At 42.2% G+C, this 17,601-nt stretch carries 11 protein-coding genes and 6 pseudogenes; 8 read left to right on the forward strand and 9 right to left on the reverse strand.

Annotated elements, in window-relative coordinates; genetic code table 11:
• The first annotated feature begins 123 nt into the window (after positions 1-123).
• From AB6D80_RS15875 to AB6D80_RS15885, 3 genes and pseudogenes are all read left to right on the forward strand, one after another.
• Positions 124-1,236, forward strand: a complete 1,113-nt coding sequence (locus tag AB6D80_RS15875) for a mechanosensitive ion channel family protein (protein WP_009845641.1) — start codon at positions 124-126, stop codon at positions 1,234-1,236.
• A gap of 122 nt (positions 1,237-1,358) precedes the next feature.
• On the forward strand, positions 1,359-2,852 hold the full coding sequence (locus tag AB6D80_RS15880; protein WP_371708194.1) for a mannose-1-phosphate guanylyltransferase/mannose-6-phosphate isomerase: 1,494 nt from the start codon (positions 1,359-1,361) through the stop codon (positions 2,850-2,852).
• Positions 2,815-4,101 (forward strand): annotated as a pseudogene (locus tag AB6D80_RS15885) (phosphomannomutase CpsG); the annotation flags it as partial. The gene AB6D80_RS15880 and the pseudogene AB6D80_RS15885, both read left to right, overlap by 38 nt.
• Before the next feature lie 120 nt (positions 4,102-4,221).
• On the opposite strand, the gene aroG reads toward AB6D80_RS15885, so the two are convergent.
• The 3 genes and pseudogenes from aroG to AB6D80_RS15900 form a co-directional block, all read right to left on the reverse strand.
• Positions 4,222-5,274, reverse strand: a complete 1,053-nt coding sequence (gene aroG / locus AB6D80_RS15890; RefSeq protein WP_009845644.1) for a 3-deoxy-7-phosphoheptulonate synthase AroG — start codon at positions 5,272-5,274, stop codon at positions 4,222-4,224.
• Between the two features lie 686 nt (positions 5,275-5,960).
• Entirely contained in the window at positions 5,961-6,275 is a 315-nt protein-coding gene (locus tag AB6D80_RS15895) for a DNA-binding transcriptional regulator (protein ID WP_009845645.1), read from the reverse strand.
• A pseudogene (locus AB6D80_RS15900) lies at positions 6,262-6,594 on the reverse strand (type II toxin-antitoxin system RelE/ParE family toxin). Before AB6D80_RS15900 ends, AB6D80_RS15895 begins: the two are co-directional and overlap by 14 nt.
• A gap of 98 nt (positions 6,595-6,692) precedes the next feature.
• On the opposite strand from AB6D80_RS15900, the pseudogene AB6D80_RS15905 reads away from it, so the two are divergent.
• Positions 6,693-6,986, forward strand: a pseudogene (locus AB6D80_RS15905) (transposase); the annotation flags it as partial.
• Between the two features lie 275 nt (positions 6,987-7,261).
• Here the strand turns inward: AB6D80_RS15905 and AB6D80_RS15910 are convergent.
• Entirely contained in the window at positions 7,262-7,792 is a 531-nt protein-coding gene (locus AB6D80_RS15910) for a GNAT family N-acetyltransferase (RefSeq protein WP_009845650.1), read from the reverse strand.
• Between the two features lie 100 nt (positions 7,793-7,892).
• Between AB6D80_RS15910 and AB6D80_RS15915 the strand changes: the two are divergent.
• A pseudogene (locus tag AB6D80_RS15915) lies at positions 7,893-8,111 on the forward strand (IS110 family transposase); the annotation flags it as partial.
• Positions 8,112-8,402: 291 nt separating this feature from the next.
• Here AB6D80_RS15915 and AB6D80_RS15920 read toward each other — a convergent pair.
• The 4 genes and pseudogenes from AB6D80_RS15920 to AB6D80_RS15935 all read right to left on the reverse strand — a co-directional run bounded on the left by AB6D80_RS15920 (position 8,403) and on the right by AB6D80_RS15935 (position 11,509).
• Positions 8,403-9,356 carry a hypothetical protein gene (locus AB6D80_RS15920; RefSeq protein WP_102249364.1) on the reverse strand — a complete coding sequence of 318 codons (954 nt, stop codon included), beginning with the start codon at positions 9,354-9,356 and terminating at the stop codon, positions 8,403-8,405.
• A gap of 577 nt (positions 9,357-9,933) precedes the next feature.
• A pseudogene (locus AB6D80_RS15925) lies at positions 9,934-10,050 on the reverse strand (putative quorum-sensing-regulated virulence factor); the annotation flags it as partial.
• Positions 10,051-10,182: 132 nt separating this feature from the next.
• On the reverse strand, positions 10,183-10,503 hold the full coding sequence (locus AB6D80_RS15930) for a hypothetical protein (RefSeq protein WP_017079659.1): 321 nt from the start codon (positions 10,501-10,503) through the stop codon (positions 10,183-10,185).
• Between the two features lie 97 nt (positions 10,504-10,600).
• The gene (locus AB6D80_RS15935) at positions 10,601-11,509 is read right to left on the reverse strand and encodes a hypothetical protein (RefSeq protein WP_017079658.1); all 909 of its coding nucleotides are present in this window, start codon (positions 11,507-11,509) and stop codon (positions 10,601-10,603) included.
• Between the two features lie 221 nt (positions 11,510-11,730).
• Between AB6D80_RS15935 and AB6D80_RS15940 the strand changes: the two genes are divergently transcribed.
• The 3 genes from AB6D80_RS15940 to AB6D80_RS15950 all read left to right on the forward strand — a co-directional run bounded on the left by AB6D80_RS15940 (position 11,731) and on the right by AB6D80_RS15950 (position 16,955).
• A complete protein-coding gene (locus AB6D80_RS15940) occupies positions 11,731-12,105 on the forward strand; it encodes a hypothetical protein (RefSeq protein WP_017079657.1) in 375 nt (124 codons plus the stop codon).
• Entirely contained in the window at positions 12,092-13,327 is a 1,236-nt protein-coding gene (locus AB6D80_RS15945; protein WP_017079656.1) for a VapE domain-containing protein, read from the forward strand. Before AB6D80_RS15940 ends, AB6D80_RS15945 begins: the two co-directional genes overlap by 14 nt.
• Positions 13,328-13,442: 115 nt before the next feature.
• A complete protein-coding gene (locus tag AB6D80_RS15950; protein WP_372189022.1) occupies positions 13,443-16,955 on the forward strand; it encodes a hypothetical protein in 3,513 nt (1,170 codons plus the stop codon).
• Here the strand turns inward: AB6D80_RS15950 and AB6D80_RS15955 are convergent.
• A pseudogene (locus AB6D80_RS15955) lies at positions 16,874-17,601 on the reverse strand (IS66-like element ISVa5 family transposase); the annotation flags it as partial. The gene AB6D80_RS15950 and the pseudogene AB6D80_RS15955 sit on opposite strands and share 82 nt — an antisense overlap.

Below are 17,601 nucleotides of genomic sequence, written 5' to 3' on the forward strand. Positions count from 1 at the left end.
AAAAAAACGACTATATATCCATATAGAGATACAATTGTCAGCTAATCGCTTGATTTATAAAGGTAGAGAACAAAAGTGATTTCTGCTAATTTCTAACCCACTATTTCTGCGGCAGTACACACAATGAATGAATTCATAACCCAAGTACAAACCTACATTAACCAGAGCCATAGTGATTGGGCAAACAGCGTCCTATTCATCACTATTGCGAGCTTTCTCGCTTGGGTCGCTTGGCGAATTATCCATAATCGCTTAGAAATTCTGGTTCAGAAAACCCCATTCCACTGGGATGACCTACTGCTAGAGGCGCTAAAAACACCTGTCAGTACATTACTCTGGTGTTGGCCTGCAACTGTCTCTGTGGGGTTAATCCTTCAAGATCAGTTTGGCAATGAAATTAATTGGTTAAAAACACTTAAGCACATATTAATTATCTGTACCTTCGTTTGGTTTACCTTGCGAATGATCACCAACACTGAAGCGTACGTCTTAGAACAGAAGACCAGGGACGAAACCACAGTGCAAGCTATCGCGAAAGTCGCTCGCTTGTTCTTTATGGTGATGGGCGGCCTGACCATCATGCAGGCGTTTGGGCTTAGTCTTTCCGGCTTACTGACCTTCGGTGGTGTGGGTGGCTTGATCGTCGGTTTGGCAGCAAAGGATCTACTGTCGAATTTCTTTGGCGGCATGATGATTTACTTCGACCGTCCCTTTAAAGTCGGTGACTGGATACGATCTCCGGATCGTCAAATCGAAGGTACCGTCGAACGCATTGGTTGGCGCATGACCATCATTCGCACTTTTGATAAGCGACCTTTATACGTGCCAAATTCGGTATTCAGTAACATTGTGGTGGAGAACCCATCAAGAATGTTGAACCGCAGAATCAATGAAACCTTCGGTCTTCGTTATCAAGATGCAGACAAGCTAGCTCTAATTGTTGATGAAGTTAGATCCATGCTCGAAACACACCCTGACATTGATGCAAAACAGACGCTGATCGTTAACTTTGATAAGTTTGGTCCATCAACCCTTAATTTCTTTATCTACACCTTCACCAAAACGGTTAACTGGGTTAGATACCACGAAGTTAAGCAAGATGTCCTGCTGCAGGTGTTGGCGATTATTCATAAGCACAATGCTGATATCGCCTTCCCAACACAAACGCTCAAGATCGATCCTCAAGATTTTGGCGAAGCTCAAGGTATGGTCATTTCCAACTCAGAAGGTCATTAAGAAGCACATCTATATTGCTTATCGTTTATAGCTTGTCGTTAAGTCGATGGGTTATCGATAAGTAAACAGAGTGAAGCGTGGTAACATGGCGCCAGTATTCAAATACACCTAATTACCACTCTATGATTTTACCTGTGATCCTAGCTGGCGGCTCCGGAAGTCGCCTCTGGCCTCTGTCTCGCGAACTTTACCCTAAGCAATTTCTCAATATTGCTGGCGAACAATCAATGCTTCAGCAAACGCTTCAACGCTTGCAAGGTCTTGAGGACTATCTAACGGATAGCAAGTGCGCAGCTCCATTCATTATCTGTAATGAAGAACACCGCTTTATTGCCGCTGAACAAGCTCGATCGGCTAACATCCAACATAGTGGTATTCTGCTAGAGCCTGTCGGTCGAAACACGGCTCCAGCCATCGCATTAGCGGCATTACAAGCCTTAGGTAAATCAACCAATAATGAGCAGGATGCATCAGACCCGATCTTATTAGTACTGGCTGCTGATCATCACATCGCTAACACCTCTGAATTCCAACAAGTGATCAGTCGTGGTGTTGATTACGCGAAGCAAGGCAAACTGGTGACATTCGGCATAACACCCAACGCGCCAGAAACGGGTTATGGCTATATCAAGCAGGGAGAACCTCTTTCCCCTCTTGTTCAAGCTGACTCACGCATTACAGAGCAGTCAACCCATCACGCCTATACCATTGATTGCTTCGTTGAAAAGCCTGATAAAGCAACTGCAGAAGAATACATCCGCTCAGAGCAATACTTGTGGAACAGCGGCATGTTCATGTTTAAGGCATCCCGCTACCTTGAAGAACTCTCTCAACACCACCCAGAAATATTAGCGGCTTGTCAGTTAGCTCTTTCAAAGCAAAATACCGACCTCGACTTTATCCGCATAGACGCTGAAGCATTCAAAAACAGTCCGAGCGACTCTATCGATTATGCCGTGATGGAAAAGACCTCACACGCCGCAGTGATCCCGATGGACGTTGGTTGGAATGATATTGGTTCGTGGTCTGCTATCTGGGATGTAAGCGAAAAAGATGAGCACAATAACGTCATTGAAGGCGATGTATTAACCGTCGATTCTCAACACAACTACATCCATGCGGAAAATAAGCTGGTTGCGACTGTAGGTGTCGACAATCTGATCATTGTCGAAACCAAAGACGCGATATTAGTTGCGAATAAAGACAAGGTTCAGGGCGTGAAATCGATTGTAAGCCAACTGAATCAAGCGGGTCGAACAGAACACATTCACCACCGAGAAGTCTTTAGGCCTTGGGGTAAATACGATGTGGTCGATCTAGGTAAGCGTGACAAGGTAAAGCGTATCACCGTAAAAGCGGGACATAAGCTTTCACTACAGATGCATCACCATAGAGCAGAACATTGGGTAGTAGTGGCTGGCACTGCGAAAGTGATCAACAACGAGAAAACCTACCTCGTCGAAGAAGATCAATCTACTTACATTCCGTTGGGCCATATTCACAGCCTAGAGAACCCTGGAGACTCACCTCTTGAAATGATTGAAGTTCAAACTGGCAGTCACTTAAGTGAAGACGATATCATTCGATGGCTTGGCTCAAGTGGTGATTGGTCGTGATAACCGAGAAACGTCCCTTTCATTACAAGAAGCCATGACCAAAGGCTTAATCGAGTCTGGAATAACCGTCGTTGACCTTGGAATGACAGGGACTGAAGAAGTCTACTTTGCAACTCGCCACCTTGGCGCCATTGGCGGAATCCAAATTACGGCAAGCCACAACCCAATCAATTACAACGGAATGAAATTAGTAGGTGTAGACGCTAGCCCGATAAGTCAAAACAGTGGGTTAGATGAAATCAAACGACGCATTAAAATACTCAATCAAGAACTGAACTGCAATTTACCGTTCGTTCATGCACAACCAAGTAACTCTAGTAGATCGACCAGTATTCTCGCCCCTTATGTAGACCACCTACTCTCTTATATATCTCCTTCTGAGCTTTCACCTATGAAAATTGTGGTGAACGCAGGGAACGGTGTCGCAGGACATGTCATTGATGCTTTGGAGAAGAAATTTAACGAACTCAGTGCCTCTATCACCTTCATCAAGGTTCACCATACTCCTGACGGAAATTTCCCTAATGGTATTCCCAATCCATTGATTATAGAAAACCAAATAGCGACTCGAAATGCTGTGCTAGAACATTCGGCCGATCTAGGAATTGCGTGGGATGGTGATTTTGACCGCTGCTTTTTCTTTGATGAAAAAGGCAATTATATTGAGGGTTACTATATTGTCGGGTTGCTCGCTGAAGCATTTTTATTAAAAGAGCCTAACGCCACTGTATTGCACGATATGCGTATGACATGGAACACGATTGAAATCGCTCACAAACGTGGTGGAAAAGCGATTGGGATTAAAGCAGGACACGCACTTATCAAAGAGAAGATGCGAGAATTAAACGCTGTGTACGGTGGTGAAATGAGTGCGCACCATTATTTCCGTGATTTTGGGTATTGCGATTCAGGAATGATTCCTTGGCTCTTAGTGATTGAACTAATCGGTGAGACTCAACAATCTCTTCATCAATTGACCAGTTCTAGTATGGATAAATTCCCTTCTTCGGGAGAGATCAATCGCAGAGTATCCAACCCAGAGGAAGTCATGGCTTGTGTGTTATTGCACTACCGAGATAATGCCGTTGAGATCGATCACACAGACGGGATTAGCATGAATATGGACACATGGCGCTTCAACTTAAGAAAGTCTAATACCGAGCCATTAATACGCCTTAATGTAGAAACCAGACAAGATAGAGCTTTGCTATCACTTAAAGTCGACGAGCTACTGTCTTTTCTTATTTAAGAGTCCAAGGCGCTTTCCGTTTAAAACTAAAATCCACAAAAAAGCCCTTACTAGCGATTGCTAATAAGGGCTTTGAATTTTCAGCAGCTTAATCGCCGACTGTAATATGCAATAATCAGTCTATTTGTTACGACGTGCTTCAACAGCATCTGCTAGTTGGCGAAGTACTGTTTCAGTATCTTCCCAACCGATACATGCGTCAGTAACAGATTGGCCGTATGTCGCCGCTTTACCGTCAACTAAATCTTGGCGACCTTCAACAAGATGAGATTCAATCATCACACCAAAGATGGCTTTGTCACCGCCTGAGATCTGTGCACTTACGTCATCAGAAACGTTCATTTGGCGCTTGAACTGCTTTGAGCTGTTCGCGTGGCTGAAGTCAATCATCACCTTCTGTGGAAGACCTGAAGCTTCTAGCTCTTCTTTAATCTTACCAACGTGCTCTGCGCTGTAGTTTGGCTCTTTACCACCACGTAGGATGATATGACAGTCAGGGTTACCTGCTGTTTCAACGATAGCTGAGTGGCCGTATTTAGTTACCGACAAGAAGTGGTGAGAAGCGCTTGCAGAGCGAATTGCATCTGTTGCGATTTTGATGTTGCCATCCGTACCATTCTTGAAGCCAACTGGGCAAGATAGGCCTGAAGCCAGTTCACGGTGAACTTGAGATTCTGTCGTACGTGCGCCAATTGCGCCCCAGCTGATTAAGTCAGCAACGTATTGCGGCGTGATCATATCTAAGAATTCACTCGCAGTAGGCATTCCCATATCAGTTAGGTCAAGTAGTAACTTACGTCCTAGACGAAGACCGTCATTTAGTTTGAACGTGTCGTTCATGTACGGGTCATTGATTAGACCTTTCCAGCCAACAGTGGTACGTGGTTTTTCAAAGTAAACACGCATTACAATTTCAAGGTTATCGCCTAGTTCGTCGCGTAGTACTTTCAAACGTTTACCGTACTCAAGCGCAGCTTCTGTATCATGAATAGAACATGGGCCAACAATAACAAGTAAGCGATCATCGCTATCTTCTAAAATATTGTGGATCGCTTTGCGGCTTTCAAAGGTTGTAGAAGAAGCAATTTCTGTCGCTGGAAACTTTTCTAAAACAGCAACAGGGGGTAATAACTCTTTTACTTTGTTAATTCTTACATCATCAGTCTGGAACATTGCTTACTTCTTCCTATTTTCTATCCTTGAGGCTGAATGCACGTTATCTCACGTCACTTTCCATCAGCATTTATCTTCTTGTTCCCTGTAACTTAACTAGTAAAAACCACAGTTTCAATCACTAATTAAAAAAAAACGCAATTTATTTTGTGTTTTATATTTAAAACACCCCGTATAACATTATTTACACGCTATCGATTGCGCAGTTATCAGACACAGTAAGAACACAGCTCTTCAAACTATCCTGGCTAGATAATGTCTTACGCAACGATAGATAAAAGCTCTTTACCACACTACAGCCTTTACAAAACGCATACACAAAAAATAGAGAGCTAAAGACTTTTCGTCACATAGAGAAAAATGGGAACTAGCACCACAACCTTGGTTTGGATGTTACTCATCGAAGAATAGAACCGATCAAATTTGGCAATTTCTGCGCAGGAACGGTATATGGAGAATTGTACAGGCGAAACAACAGAAGATGTGACGACGAAAGAAACGAAGAACAGCTAACTGGTTGATAAGATTGCTATCGCGACCTTACCTTGGCCTCGATCGTCTTGTGAAAAGCCTCAAAGCGATGTGCCCTTCAAACTCAATTACACAATTTATTTAATAAAGTGGCTTCGGGCTTGTTCAACACTCGGGATTTAGTGTTGGCTGCGCAACACCCTAGCCCTTATTTGTTATAGCTCAGCGATGTGCGAAAGAGTTTCCGGATGACGCTGAACCAATTTTAGAAGGGTCACAGCTTGTCCATTTGGTGCGCTACGCCCTTGTTCCCAGTTTTCTAATGTTCGGGATGATGTATGCAGTAAACGCGCAAACACACCACGCGACATATTAAACTGTTCACGGATACTCACGATTTCATTAGGTGAAATATCTAACTCACTGATATCGTTAACTTGATGAGTTTTAAGAGTGAGTTTACCCTCTGAATGCTCTTTAGCCTCAACAAGAGCAGTACTTAACTCTGCAAATAGGTCACGATTGCTCATTACGCCACGCCTCCATAAAAGCCTTTAATTGTTTCTTTTGATCTGCAGTTAAATCGGACATTTCATTCTTGCCATAAATTGTCAGCAAGTAGAAACGACGCTTTTCATCGAGGAACTAATAGATAACACGAGAGCCGCCACGCTTGCCCTTACCTTTACTTGCAACTCGAATCTTTCGCAAACCACCTGTACCTTGAATCACGTCCCCCTGTTTTGGGTTAGACATTAACTCAGCTTGAAAAAGCCTAAACTCATCATCGCTGAGATATTCATTACGGTACTTTTCAAATATGGTCGATTCGACAAATACACTTTTCATACACAGAGTATACGCAAGTGACGTACACATAGCAAAACTATACGTGATTAACGTAGTTATGACTTTTCAGAAGGTGAATCTGACCTGAGCTATAACGCCTGCATACCCACAGCCAAAAACGAAACTTGCATCCACACCTGCACATTATTGTGGCAGCAGGCCAATACGATGCGTCAAGACAAACGTGGCACAAAGGCAACAAGCATTACCCTTTTAACGCGTTTGCTTTGGCCAAAGTATGGCGAGCAAGAATGCTAGAGACAGTTAATCAACACCCAAGGTTGTGGCTGCCGAGTAGCATACCCAAACAATGGGTGGTCGATTGTAGGCAGGTTGGTTACGGTCAGTCGCCGCTCAACTATTTGTCGCGCTATCTCTATCGCGGTGCGTTGGAGTGAGCCGACCCACCTGGCCGAAAGGCATTTGATAATAAGGAGAATGGCATTGACGAAAACAGAGAAGATGTGACGACGAAAGAAACGAAAAACGGCTAACTGCTTGATAAGATTGCTATCGCAACCTTATCTTGGCCTCGCTCGCCTTGAGAAAAGACTCAAAGCGATGTGCCCTTCAAATGCAATCGTACAATTTACTTAATAAAGTGGCTTCGGGCTTGTTCAACACATGGGATTTAGTGTTGGCTGCGCAACACCTTAATCCTTATTTGTTAGTTGCGTTCTTGCCACTCCGAACGCAACACCCCATATTTCACTGAATCGTAATACTCGCCTTCATAATAACGTACTTTTCTTAGCCTCGCTTCTTGCTGAAAACCCAACTTCAACGCCAGAGACATCATGCGAGGATTACCTGACCATGTTGTCAAACCGACCCTTTCGATTCTGTTATTTTTGAACAAGTAAGAGATCCATTGAGGAAGAGCCAAAGCGGCGATACCTTGACCCCAATAATTTGAATCGTAGATTACCACACCAGCTTCAAGCCAATGAGTTTCTTCACATTCCCAGTAACTGCTGACTGTTCCTATCGGGTTATCATCAACAGTGATTAACTGTAAATCTAAACCGCTTAACAACCGTTGAAACGAAGACTTTTCAAACTGCTTTAACGAAGGGTGACAATAAGGAAAATACGGACCATTGAACTTAGTCCATGCGTCGTTTGAAGTTACTAAAGCATGAATTAATTCCAATTCATTCGGTTTTGCTGGTCTCATGCTTACTCGTTTTTCTTCCATGATACTTCCCTATTCTTTGAAGCAAACTAACGAATGACATGGATTCCCCCTCCCGAGGAGCTGCCACACTGATGTGGTACTTAATTGCACCGGAGGCACCATGTCTGATTATTCTTATTTCTGCGGTATCGACCTAGCTAAAAACCACTTTAGTCTTCATGCCGTAGACCAAAATGGTAAGGTCATACTTCATAAGTCAGTAACCCGCTCTAAACTGCTGACTACAATAGCAAATATGCCACTCATGCGTATAGGTGTTGAAGCGTGTGGTGGTACACATTATTGGGTAACAACACTCAATAAACTCGGTTACGACGCATGAATTATGGATGCTGGCTTTGCGCGTGTTGGAGTGAGCCGACCCACCTAGCCGAAAGGCATTGATAATAATGAGAATGGCATTGACGAAATCAGAGGAGATGTGACGACGAAAGAAACGAAAAACAGCTAACGGGTTGATAAGATTGCTATCGCAACCTTATCTTGACCTCGCTCGCCTTGAGAAAAGCCTCAAAGCGGTGCACCCTTCAAGTTCAATCGTACAATTTACTTAATAAAGTGGCTTCGGGCTTGTTCAACACTTGGGATTTAGTGTTGGCTACGCAACACCTTAATCCTTATTCGTTGAAATTAATGACGCGACTGTATCAGGTAAGCTTTTATCCGCTGATGAGTAAACTCTGTCAATATCATCTGTAACTACAATTTGATCCAAAAGCTCAAGCTCTTCAATATCTTCAGCTAACTGATTAGGGTCAATATGAAATGAGAATGATTGCCCAGATTTTAGCTCTTGCCTCGAGTTTGGCTGAGATGTTATAGCATCACGCTGATAAAAAATTCGTTGTCCATTTGTAAGCTGGACTAGAGTACTGCCCAAAAAGACTGTATTAGTTGAGTGATTTTGGACACTAACAGCTAAAAACCATTTGGTACTTCCATGAGCATCAGGAACCAAAGCCCCTGTTGTTTTTATTTGAATATTTGGTTTTTCTAGTGTATTTATTTTCAGTTGTTCACTTGAGGTTTTCCCCTCTATTGACTCAACACCTTTTTCCTTGAATATCAGATCAACAACTGTCTTTGTTAAATGAAGTAGAAACAACTCCCGAAACTCATGAACAGATGGGTAATATTGTAATAATCCGGAATGCTTTAATGACTCAATATAATCAGATAACCGTCTATACTCTTCTTGCATATTCTGTGGTATCGGTTGTTGAGATAGGTATAAAGAAACTTTTGCACCTTTATTTCTTAAGCCTTCAATTTCCTCTACTGTGCCTGATGCATGAGTATCTGTTGGTGTTCCCAACTTACTCCAAAAAATACCGATCCCAAAATCGGCATCTTCTACCATTTGCTGGTTTAGTATTTTCTGAGGATGCATTCCCATCTCTGGCTGTGAATGGGTCTCCCACTTTACTAAGTCAACAGTAGCACCAAGCGCATCGCCAATTTGAGCGTTCCACCGCTGGATAACTTCTGTCGCAGCTTCCCGTTCATTCGAGACATCCCCAGGCGACATTAATAAACATTTAAATTGTATAATTGATTTAGCCATAGATTCCTTCTTCGTTATAACATTTTAATATCGTGCAAACACAAATTCACCCAGCCAATGTATCAAAAAGGTTGCTTATAACCAACTGAATGCTATGCATTTAATATAAAATCGGGTCTCAACATTCAGCGCAAAAACGTGCAAGCACACATTGCCATCAATGTAGGGCACGTTATCATTCTTAGTCACTCACCAATGCACTTACTATTCAACAATTTAACATCAACACCCTCGTTAAATTCGTGCTCATTCAGTGTTAAAAACCACTCTTTCTAAAGTCATTAATTATTCAATAAACTGCCTGTGTGTACAGGTCACTGAGGGGGAAGCTAAAGCTAGTCGATTCTGAACTCGTCATTAATGAACATGGTGGATGACTAATAATTAATAATGAAGACAGGAGCGTTGAGGAAAGGTGTTAAGGGGGCAATATTACAGCTACAGCGACTCTTGTGGGTTAAATTAGAAAGGCAAGATTCAGTTCTTGCCTCTGTATTGAGTGTTCCTCAGAAAACCACAACAACTCGTCACTTATTTGGATGGGATGTTGATTTATGACTGTGAGATGCGACTAGGGCTAATAGTCATATTTAAGCGGTTGCACCACAGAATCTAAGCCCTCAATTTTGAGAGCTAAACATAACTGCATTAAATCGCCCAACTCACCTTGCGGGAAGCCCTTTTTATCGAACCAATGTCAAGTATTTTTCTTCGGGAAATGATTTTTTGCTTCAGAGCCTCTATCAAAATAGCAATCTCGTTATACATCATCGCAAAATCAATAGCACTAGAAAAAGAAAGGTGCCGATATTGGTATCTTTGAAGATTAAAGCCTTCTAGGAAATGGCTGTTGATGGTTGAGAAGTCTCTCCACAATAGCTCTAATGATTGACTTGAGCAGATCACAACGGTCATCAGCATTAGCACTATCAAACATCAATCGTTTAAGAAGCCCCGATCCGATACAGTGGTCTTCTATAATATCATTTACCCACTGGTGTTCTTTAGAGTTAGTCTTAATATCGAGCTGAGTTATCAACCCCTCTTCTAGACAGATGTCTGTGACTTCGTTACGTAAGATAGCTAGCTTAATCTCTTTATCGCTGAGTAACGCCCTTCCCAAGGGAGTAGTAGGAACTTTTCGCATGTTTTTTCTTAAACATACATAATTTGTGAATAGCACCAAACTATTTGTTCTGTACGTGACTCACGTTTTGTCCAAAAGATAGATAGCAACTATTAGCTCAAACTGATAGCTGTTGCATTCTACTTGTAAGTCGCCCTCCTTTCTGAGCTTTCATTTCCACCTTACAAACCAAATTCTGCATGAAATCATACAGAGAAGCTGTTTCTTCATTTGAAGCATCAACGGCATCCATCCCCTTGATTAATCGATTGTATTGCCTATTCATTTGCTTGGTATCACCGACTTCATAAGCGTGGAGCCATTTATTAGCTTGATTGATCATCTTATGCAGATGCTTCTCTTGTAACTTGAGATCCTCTTGCTTACGTGCTGATTTCACTTGCCAAGTGGGGACTCTTTTTCTCGCCTCACCACTGTATGGCTTTAGAGGTTTATAGACACGGTTATCGACACCAACTGCTTCAAGCACTGCGGTATTAAAAGCACTTTTAAATAAACGGGTAGTAGATTTACGCTGTAGCTCAGATAGGTAAGTGAGATCCTCTGTGAATTTACCGACCACAATATGCATGTGGTCACCACTGCCCTTGACCGTTTTGGCTTGCTGCTGCCGATGAACAACCGCTCTAACGATAGAAGACAACTGATGTGTTGATACATTGAGATGAGAAGCTAGGTTGACCATCAATATCTTTAAGATCTGCCGCCATTGATTTTCATCAGGGCGTATTCCTTTCGGCAGAGTACACACGAACTCTACAGATTGAGTCGGCGGACGCCCGCCCTTCCGTTTAGCGGCTTGTTTGAGTTTATAACGCTCACAATTACGCAAGATATTGAGCGATTGCTTCTCAGAGCCGTGTATGTTGATGATATTTTCAGTTTGTCGATGATTGCGATGACTCGCATTCATTAAATAGTGTTCACGTGCTATCACATCGCGCGTGGCTTCGGTGATGACCGTCCAATTCTTAAGCATGTTTTTCTCAACTATACTAATTTTCATAGTTAAAACAAAACCATGCAATTCGGGCTGTGTAGTCAAGATAGGGAAACCTGCCCTCAACTTCGTTGGCTAGGTTTCCCCGTATCTTGTAAGAGGGAGACCCTCTTAACTCCCGAAATTTTTATCATTGAGAAACCAATGAGATACAACAAATTATGCGATAATTTTAATTTTCCTATTGCTTTGTTATTTAAATAGATCGAGCTTTAAGAAAAAGAACAATGCAAAATAATTATTCTTATAAAGTCAGTAGAGACTCTAAACCTGCACCTGAACAACAACTTGAATTGGATCTAGGCTTATCAAAGCAACAGATGCTCAAAGCTCAACAATATATTGATACACGTTACTTCTCTATTGATGAGATCAACGACATCTTACATTTGTTCGAAACCTGCGGTCATCGACATGAAGTGAAGATGCTAATTCGAAATATTCACAACTGGAGTGATTACCCAAACACTGAAATGGGCTCACTACTTCTATATGCTGATAAAAAGTCTCGCAGTGGAATCTTTACGCTGATGGACAAATTTGCAGAGGGTAAATCGTTAGACCAACTTCTAAATCAAGACTTCCTCTATGAGCAATTCTAATGACATCACTGAAATGCGGTTTCCTGATATAAAAATTGGAGGGAATGGGCAATCTATCGTGCTGAACACTGCCGAGAACTTAAATGCACTACTTGAACTTTCTGGCTATGAAGTGCGGATTAATAAAATGAATCTAGAACCAGAGCTCCTCCATAGTGGGGTGTGCATTGGTAGCCCAGACATTATTCGAAGTAAGCTGATTTCATTGTCTTCTGTTTGTGGTTTGCCTAAGGCAGCCATTGACGATCATCTAGCTGCAATTGCGCAGGCAAATTCTTATCACCCAGTTGTTGACTGGCTTGATGGATATGAATGGGACAAAGAGTCCCGAGTAGATAAAGTAATAGCTTGTCTAAGATCAAAGGACGATGAACTCACAACTATTGTTCTCAAACGTTGGCTCAGTGGATGTATGGCTTCTCTGCTAATCCCAAATTACAAAAATAAGCTTGTACCTGTCTTAGCAGGGCTTCAATCCTATAGAAAAACCGCATTCGTCGAACGTATCTGTTCGGTGTTAACAGATGCTTTCCTAGAAGGTGCAGAATTAAACCCAGATAACAAAGATTCTATCCTCAGTTGCATCCGTAGTTGGATTGTTGAATTGGGCGAGCTAGAGCGCACGACAGCGCATTCACAGGGCGGTCTTAAAGCATTCATAACTCGTTCGGTTGATACTGTTCGTCCACCCTACGCAAGAGCTGACATCAAAAAGCCAAGACAAACTAATTTAATTGCTACGGTAAATGGTACTAGTTTCTTAAAAGATCAAACGGGTAATAGTCGTTACGCTGTAATTGAGTTGATTGAGCAGACAGATATGGACACCCTCAACGAGTTGTTAGGTTGGGAGTACAAATCAACAGGTGAAATCAAGCTGGTTGATGAGAACAAACTCCGTCAGTTTTGGTTAGAGGTACGACATCTTCTTGAGGTGGAAGGCTATTCATGGAACTTAACTTCAGAAGAACAAGCGAAAGTCAGCGAACAGACTGAAATGTTTGTCGACAAAGGGGATTATTATGCGACGCTAAAAGACTACCTAGCGGACTTTAAAGACAATGAACGACGTTGGTGCACTAGCACGCAAGTCTGCAGCCTCGTCGGCATCCACGCTAGTAAATCCAATATGGTTGGAAAAGCACTGGCAATGTTAACTCAAGAAGAATCAATCGAGCGTAAGTTTTCTGGCGGAGTGAACCGATACCTCTTCCCGCTATAGCTAAATTCAACCTACCTCCCCACTGATTTGGTGGTGGAGGTGGGGTATAAATAGCAATACTAGCCTTATCTATCCCTATGATATAATGGGAATAAAAGTGTACGAGGTATGTATTTTGAGTGATTTGGATCAACTGAATATAATTGAAGTAGAAGATGTACTGTCATTACGAAACGATATAAAGCTAACTGATGTGATACAAGCTGAAGTTCGTTCAATGCCATTTCACTTGTTAAATCCCGATGAATTTGAATTACTGCTATGGGATTTATTTTACAGTAGCTGTCAAGACATTGACATCCTGTTTGATAACGCGCGACTAATGATAACAGGGGCTGATCAAGGACGAGACGTTTGGTTTACACATGAAGGCAAGCCATCAGGGCTCATCCAGTGTAAAAGAGAAGAAAAGAAATATAGCCGAAATGACGTTTTAAAAGAGGTAATTAAGTTTCTTCTTCATAGTGAACTCACCCCCTCCCTGTTACCTCAGCCTACAACCTTCACATATTGTTTAGCATTAAGCACCGATCCCAAAGGTGAAGTAGATGACTTCTTTGAAACCCCGTTAACTTGGTTAAAAAGCAACAAGTTAGAAGTAGAGTCTGTAACCAAGAAGGTAATTAAGAAGTATCAAAGCTTCAAAGATATAAAATCTGAAGATGTAATTGACAGTATATACTCAAATATTAAGAATCTAAGCTACCAATTAATTCGCCCACATGAGCTCAATCGTTGGCTTGACGTACACCAAAATGTTCGTAAACGCTTCTTTAAGTTACCTCAAGATAACGCTTTACTAAATTATGACTCAGATCTGGTAGTTAGCGATTTAGAGCAGGCAAGCCTACCACTTCGTAACTGGCAAAAGACTATCGAAAGCCGTTTTATCCAACGTCCTGAACTCGATAAATTAGAGCAACGATTAAAAACAGATGAAAGCGGATGTTACCTATTAACTGGCGTGGCTGGTTCAGGGAAGTCATCTCTACTGTCTTCACTTTATGAACGTCTACTTGACTCTCCAAGCAAAGTTCTAGCAATTAAAGCTGATGAATTGAGCAATGAGATCAATGATCTAGAGGACTTAGCTTCTTTCTTAAAATGTGAAGGTCAAGGTAGCTTAGTCACATCACTACTTGCTCTTTCTAAAGAATCCCCTCTCGTGTTAATGATCGATCAATTGGATGCGGTTAGTGAAGTCATGGATCAAAGTTCCAATCGCTTCAGAGTTTTAATAGATCTAATCTTAGGCTTAAAAGCACACTTTAAAGAGAGAGAAACATTCCCGATCCATATCATTACATCTTCAAGACCATTTGAAGCTAGCTTCGATACTAGATTTACTCAACTAGAAGCAGAAGAAGTCTGTCTTAATCCTCTGCCAAAAGAAGATGTAGAAGTATTTCTTAAAGAAATAAACATTGATCAAGCTAGTATCCCAGCTTCGATGTATCCAACGATTCAGGTTCCATTTGCCCTAAGCTTGTATGTCAGCCTAGTGAAAGCTGGCGATAATAAAATAGAGATAACTTCTAAAAACCTTTTGTCACGATGGCGGGAGAAAAAATTAGCGAATGATCCTTTAAAGCAGCAGTGCGATGAGTTCCTACAACGCCTAGCATCCGATATGGTTCGTGAAGAGGTTCTAAGACGCCCAATTAGCGCATACTCTCTCAGTTATCAATCATTACTGACTAAATTGGAATCTGTCGGTATTTTAGTGCGTTATGGAGACAATATCGGCTTCAGCCATCAAGCATGGTTGGATGACTTTCAGGCACAGTCATTCCTCACAAACGAAGGTGACTTTTACGATTTTGTTATTGCAAAACAACATGGACTGTTTTCTCGAAGCACTATCTTAAGAGGGCTAGAGTTCCTTCGTGAACACGATAAACCTTTGTACCATCAAACAATGGATAAGTTGTTGTTTGAACCAACCATACGCCGCCACATTTATCACCTTCTTATCGATGTAATGACTTCTACGCTTACCCCTGATTATGAAGACGCAGAACGAATATATCGAATCATAGAAGAAGATGATGCCCTCGCGTCTAGAGTTATCTTAAAAACTGTAAAAAGATGGAGTTTGTGGCGTTATTACCTAGTCGATGAATTACCAAGCGTAATGCAGAAACCTACACTTCTTGACGAAGCAGCATCATGGCTTGTACAAGAAACTTGCTATGGTGAAAGTAACGCCGTTTCCTTGATTAATAGCTATTGGGATGACCAAAAGTACCATTCATCTAGCTTTAGCGTACTATCTCGTGCAAAGGCATCTTCGAATGAAGCTATTCAATTAGCAAAAGCTATAATCTCGACAAGAGAAATTGACAGACATACTATATCTAATTATATCAACGACTTAATTAAGATATCTAAACTATCGCCTGCATTAGACCTATTATCTGCGTGGTTATCTGCTGAAGGTGACGACATATTATGGGAGCGTTCTTTATCTGTCGAAGATTATATATCTGATCATCCGTCAGAGTTCATTGATGTTCTATTTCCTTGGTTCATCAAAATATTAAATGAAGGTGAAGTACAACAAGAAATATCAAGAACTTTCAGAAGGTCAGCAGTTTACGGCGGTGACTTTGAAGCTATATCTGATAACGATGGGATGGTGGGGGTCTTGCTACAGGCGTTAGTTCACTTAGCCACAAACAACCCATCTGAGTTTATTGTGGTCACAAAGAAGTATTCTTATATTGACTTTGATGAGGTGCAGTCACTATTAGCAATAGCATTCGCTTCAAACCCAGCCGCACTAGCTTCTAATATTGCAACTTACCTGTGTGAAGATGAAGCTAGACTTTGTATAGGTCATGGCTGCTTTAATGGTGAGGAAAATATGATCCATTTTGCGGAAGGACATCTAACGATGATGTTGCTTGAGGAAAGTTCGCACCATTGGGCTATCCCACAAGCAGAACCTGTCAGAGATGCGATTGAAAGATATACCCTTAACCCATTAAGTGCTTACACTGATGCAGAAACTCGGCGTTATGTTCGATCAAAGAACGAACAATACCGTTTATCCCTGCTTGCACGACTGCCAAGTCGATTGCTAGAGCCTCGTAGACAACGACAAGTTATCGAACGAGATAATTATGGGCAACTTAAAATAGGTCAACGATGTAAAGTGGGAATGGCGTCTTTCATCTCGTCGCCAATGTCTTTCGAACAAATGAAATCAGCAACGCCTGAAAACATTATAAAAATGCTCAATGCCTTGAGTGACCCATCTATGGGTAGTGAGGTAAGGCGACATCATTGGAAAAATGCTGAGCTCTCACAGTTCTCACAAGCCTTTAGCCAATTTGCTACTGCAGAACCTGAAAAGGCGATGTGTATGTTACGTACAAACTTTGCTCCAGATATACACGAGAGTGTCGCCGCCGATGCTATAGCTCAACTAAGCTCCAATGAAGGCATCTCTACAGTTGATATCAAAACACTAATCAACCTTCTTATTTCAAAGGGGTTCAAAGGCCAAGGTGTATCCGCCCCACGAACCCACGGGGCGACTTGTCAGTGTTTGAAGTTCCAAGGTAGGAGTGCGTCGATATCAGGCTCTGCTTTCGCCAACTCTTTCATGCACTTGACCATGTAGTCGTAGAGAATAAGGCCGTTGGCTTTCGCGGTCTCGATGATGCTGTAAAGCATCGCGCTCGCATCAGCACCGTTTGGTGTATTAGAGAATAGCCAGTTCTTCCTGCCAATAACCAGCGGTTTAATTGCGCGTTCAGCGCGATTATTATCGATAGATAAGTGGCCATCGTCGATATAACGAGTGAGCTTTGACCACTGCCCGAGCGTGTATTTTATCGCTTTGCCCAGTGGGCTAGAGCCTATCACCTTCTGGGTTGTCATCCATTGGTAAAGCTCATCCAGTATCGGCTTGGCAAGTGCTTGACGCTCTGCTTTTCGCTCTTCGGCAGGCGCACCTTTTAAGCGCGATTCTATCCCGTAGAGTTTTTGGATTTTAGCCAGCGCTTTATCGGCCTTGCCCGACTTACCTTTCCCTTGAAGCTTCTTCGCGTCCATGAACTTGCGACGAGCATGCGCTAAGCACCCCACATTGGTGACTTGATGAAGTCCATCATAAGCAGCGTAGCCATCGGTTTGTAGATAACCGTTGTAGTCACCTAAAAAGGCAATAGGGCACGCCCTCGCGCGACTGTTTTGATAGTCGTACAAGGCGATATTTTTCACATTAGGCAGTGCGGCTTCGGGCGAGTCAGCGCCCGAGCAGTAGA

Source organism: Vibrio sp. 10N.247.310.17 (assembly GCF_041466605.1).
GTDB classification, from domain to species: domain Bacteria; phylum Pseudomonadota; class Gammaproteobacteria; order Enterobacterales; family Vibrionaceae; genus Vibrio; species Vibrio tasmaniensis_A.

Bases quoted from the DNA above. Each gene is read 5' to 3' on its own strand.
- AB6D80_RS15940 (WP_017079657.1), top strand. From the start codon at position 11,731: ATGCAAAATAATTATTCTTATAAAGTCAGTAGAGACTCTAAACCTGCA.
- AB6D80_RS15920 (WP_102249364.1), bottom strand. From the start codon at position 9,356: ATGGCTAAATCAATTATACAATTTAAATGTTTATTAATGTCGCCTGGG.
- AB6D80_RS15945 (WP_017079656.1), top strand. From the start codon at position 12,092: ATGAGCAATTCTAATGACATCACTGAAATGCGGTTTCCTGATATAAAA.
- AB6D80_RS15880 (WP_371708194.1), top strand. From the start codon at position 1,359: ATGATTTTACCTGTGATCCTAGCTGGCGGCTCCGGAAGTCGCCTCTGG.
- aroG (WP_009845644.1), bottom strand. From the start codon at position 5,274: ATGTTCCAGACTGATGATGTAAGAATTAACAAAGTAAAAGAGTTATTA.
- AB6D80_RS15935 (WP_017079658.1), bottom strand. From the start codon at position 11,509: ATGAAAATTAGTATAGTTGAGAAAAACATGCTTAAGAATTGGACGGTC.
- AB6D80_RS15930 (WP_017079659.1), bottom strand. From the start codon at position 10,503: ATGCGAAAAGTTCCTACTACTCCCTTGGGAAGGGCGTTACTCAGCGAT.
- AB6D80_RS15910 (WP_009845650.1), bottom strand. From the start codon at position 7,792: ATGGAAGAAAAACGAGTAAGCATGAGACCAGCAAAACCGAATGAATTG.
- AB6D80_RS15875 (WP_009845641.1), top strand. From the start codon at position 124: ATGAATGAATTCATAACCCAAGTACAAACCTACATTAACCAGAGCCAT.
- AB6D80_RS15895 (WP_009845645.1), bottom strand. From the start codon at position 6,275: ATGAGCAATCGTGACCTATTTGCAGAGTTAAGTACTGCTCTTGTTGAG.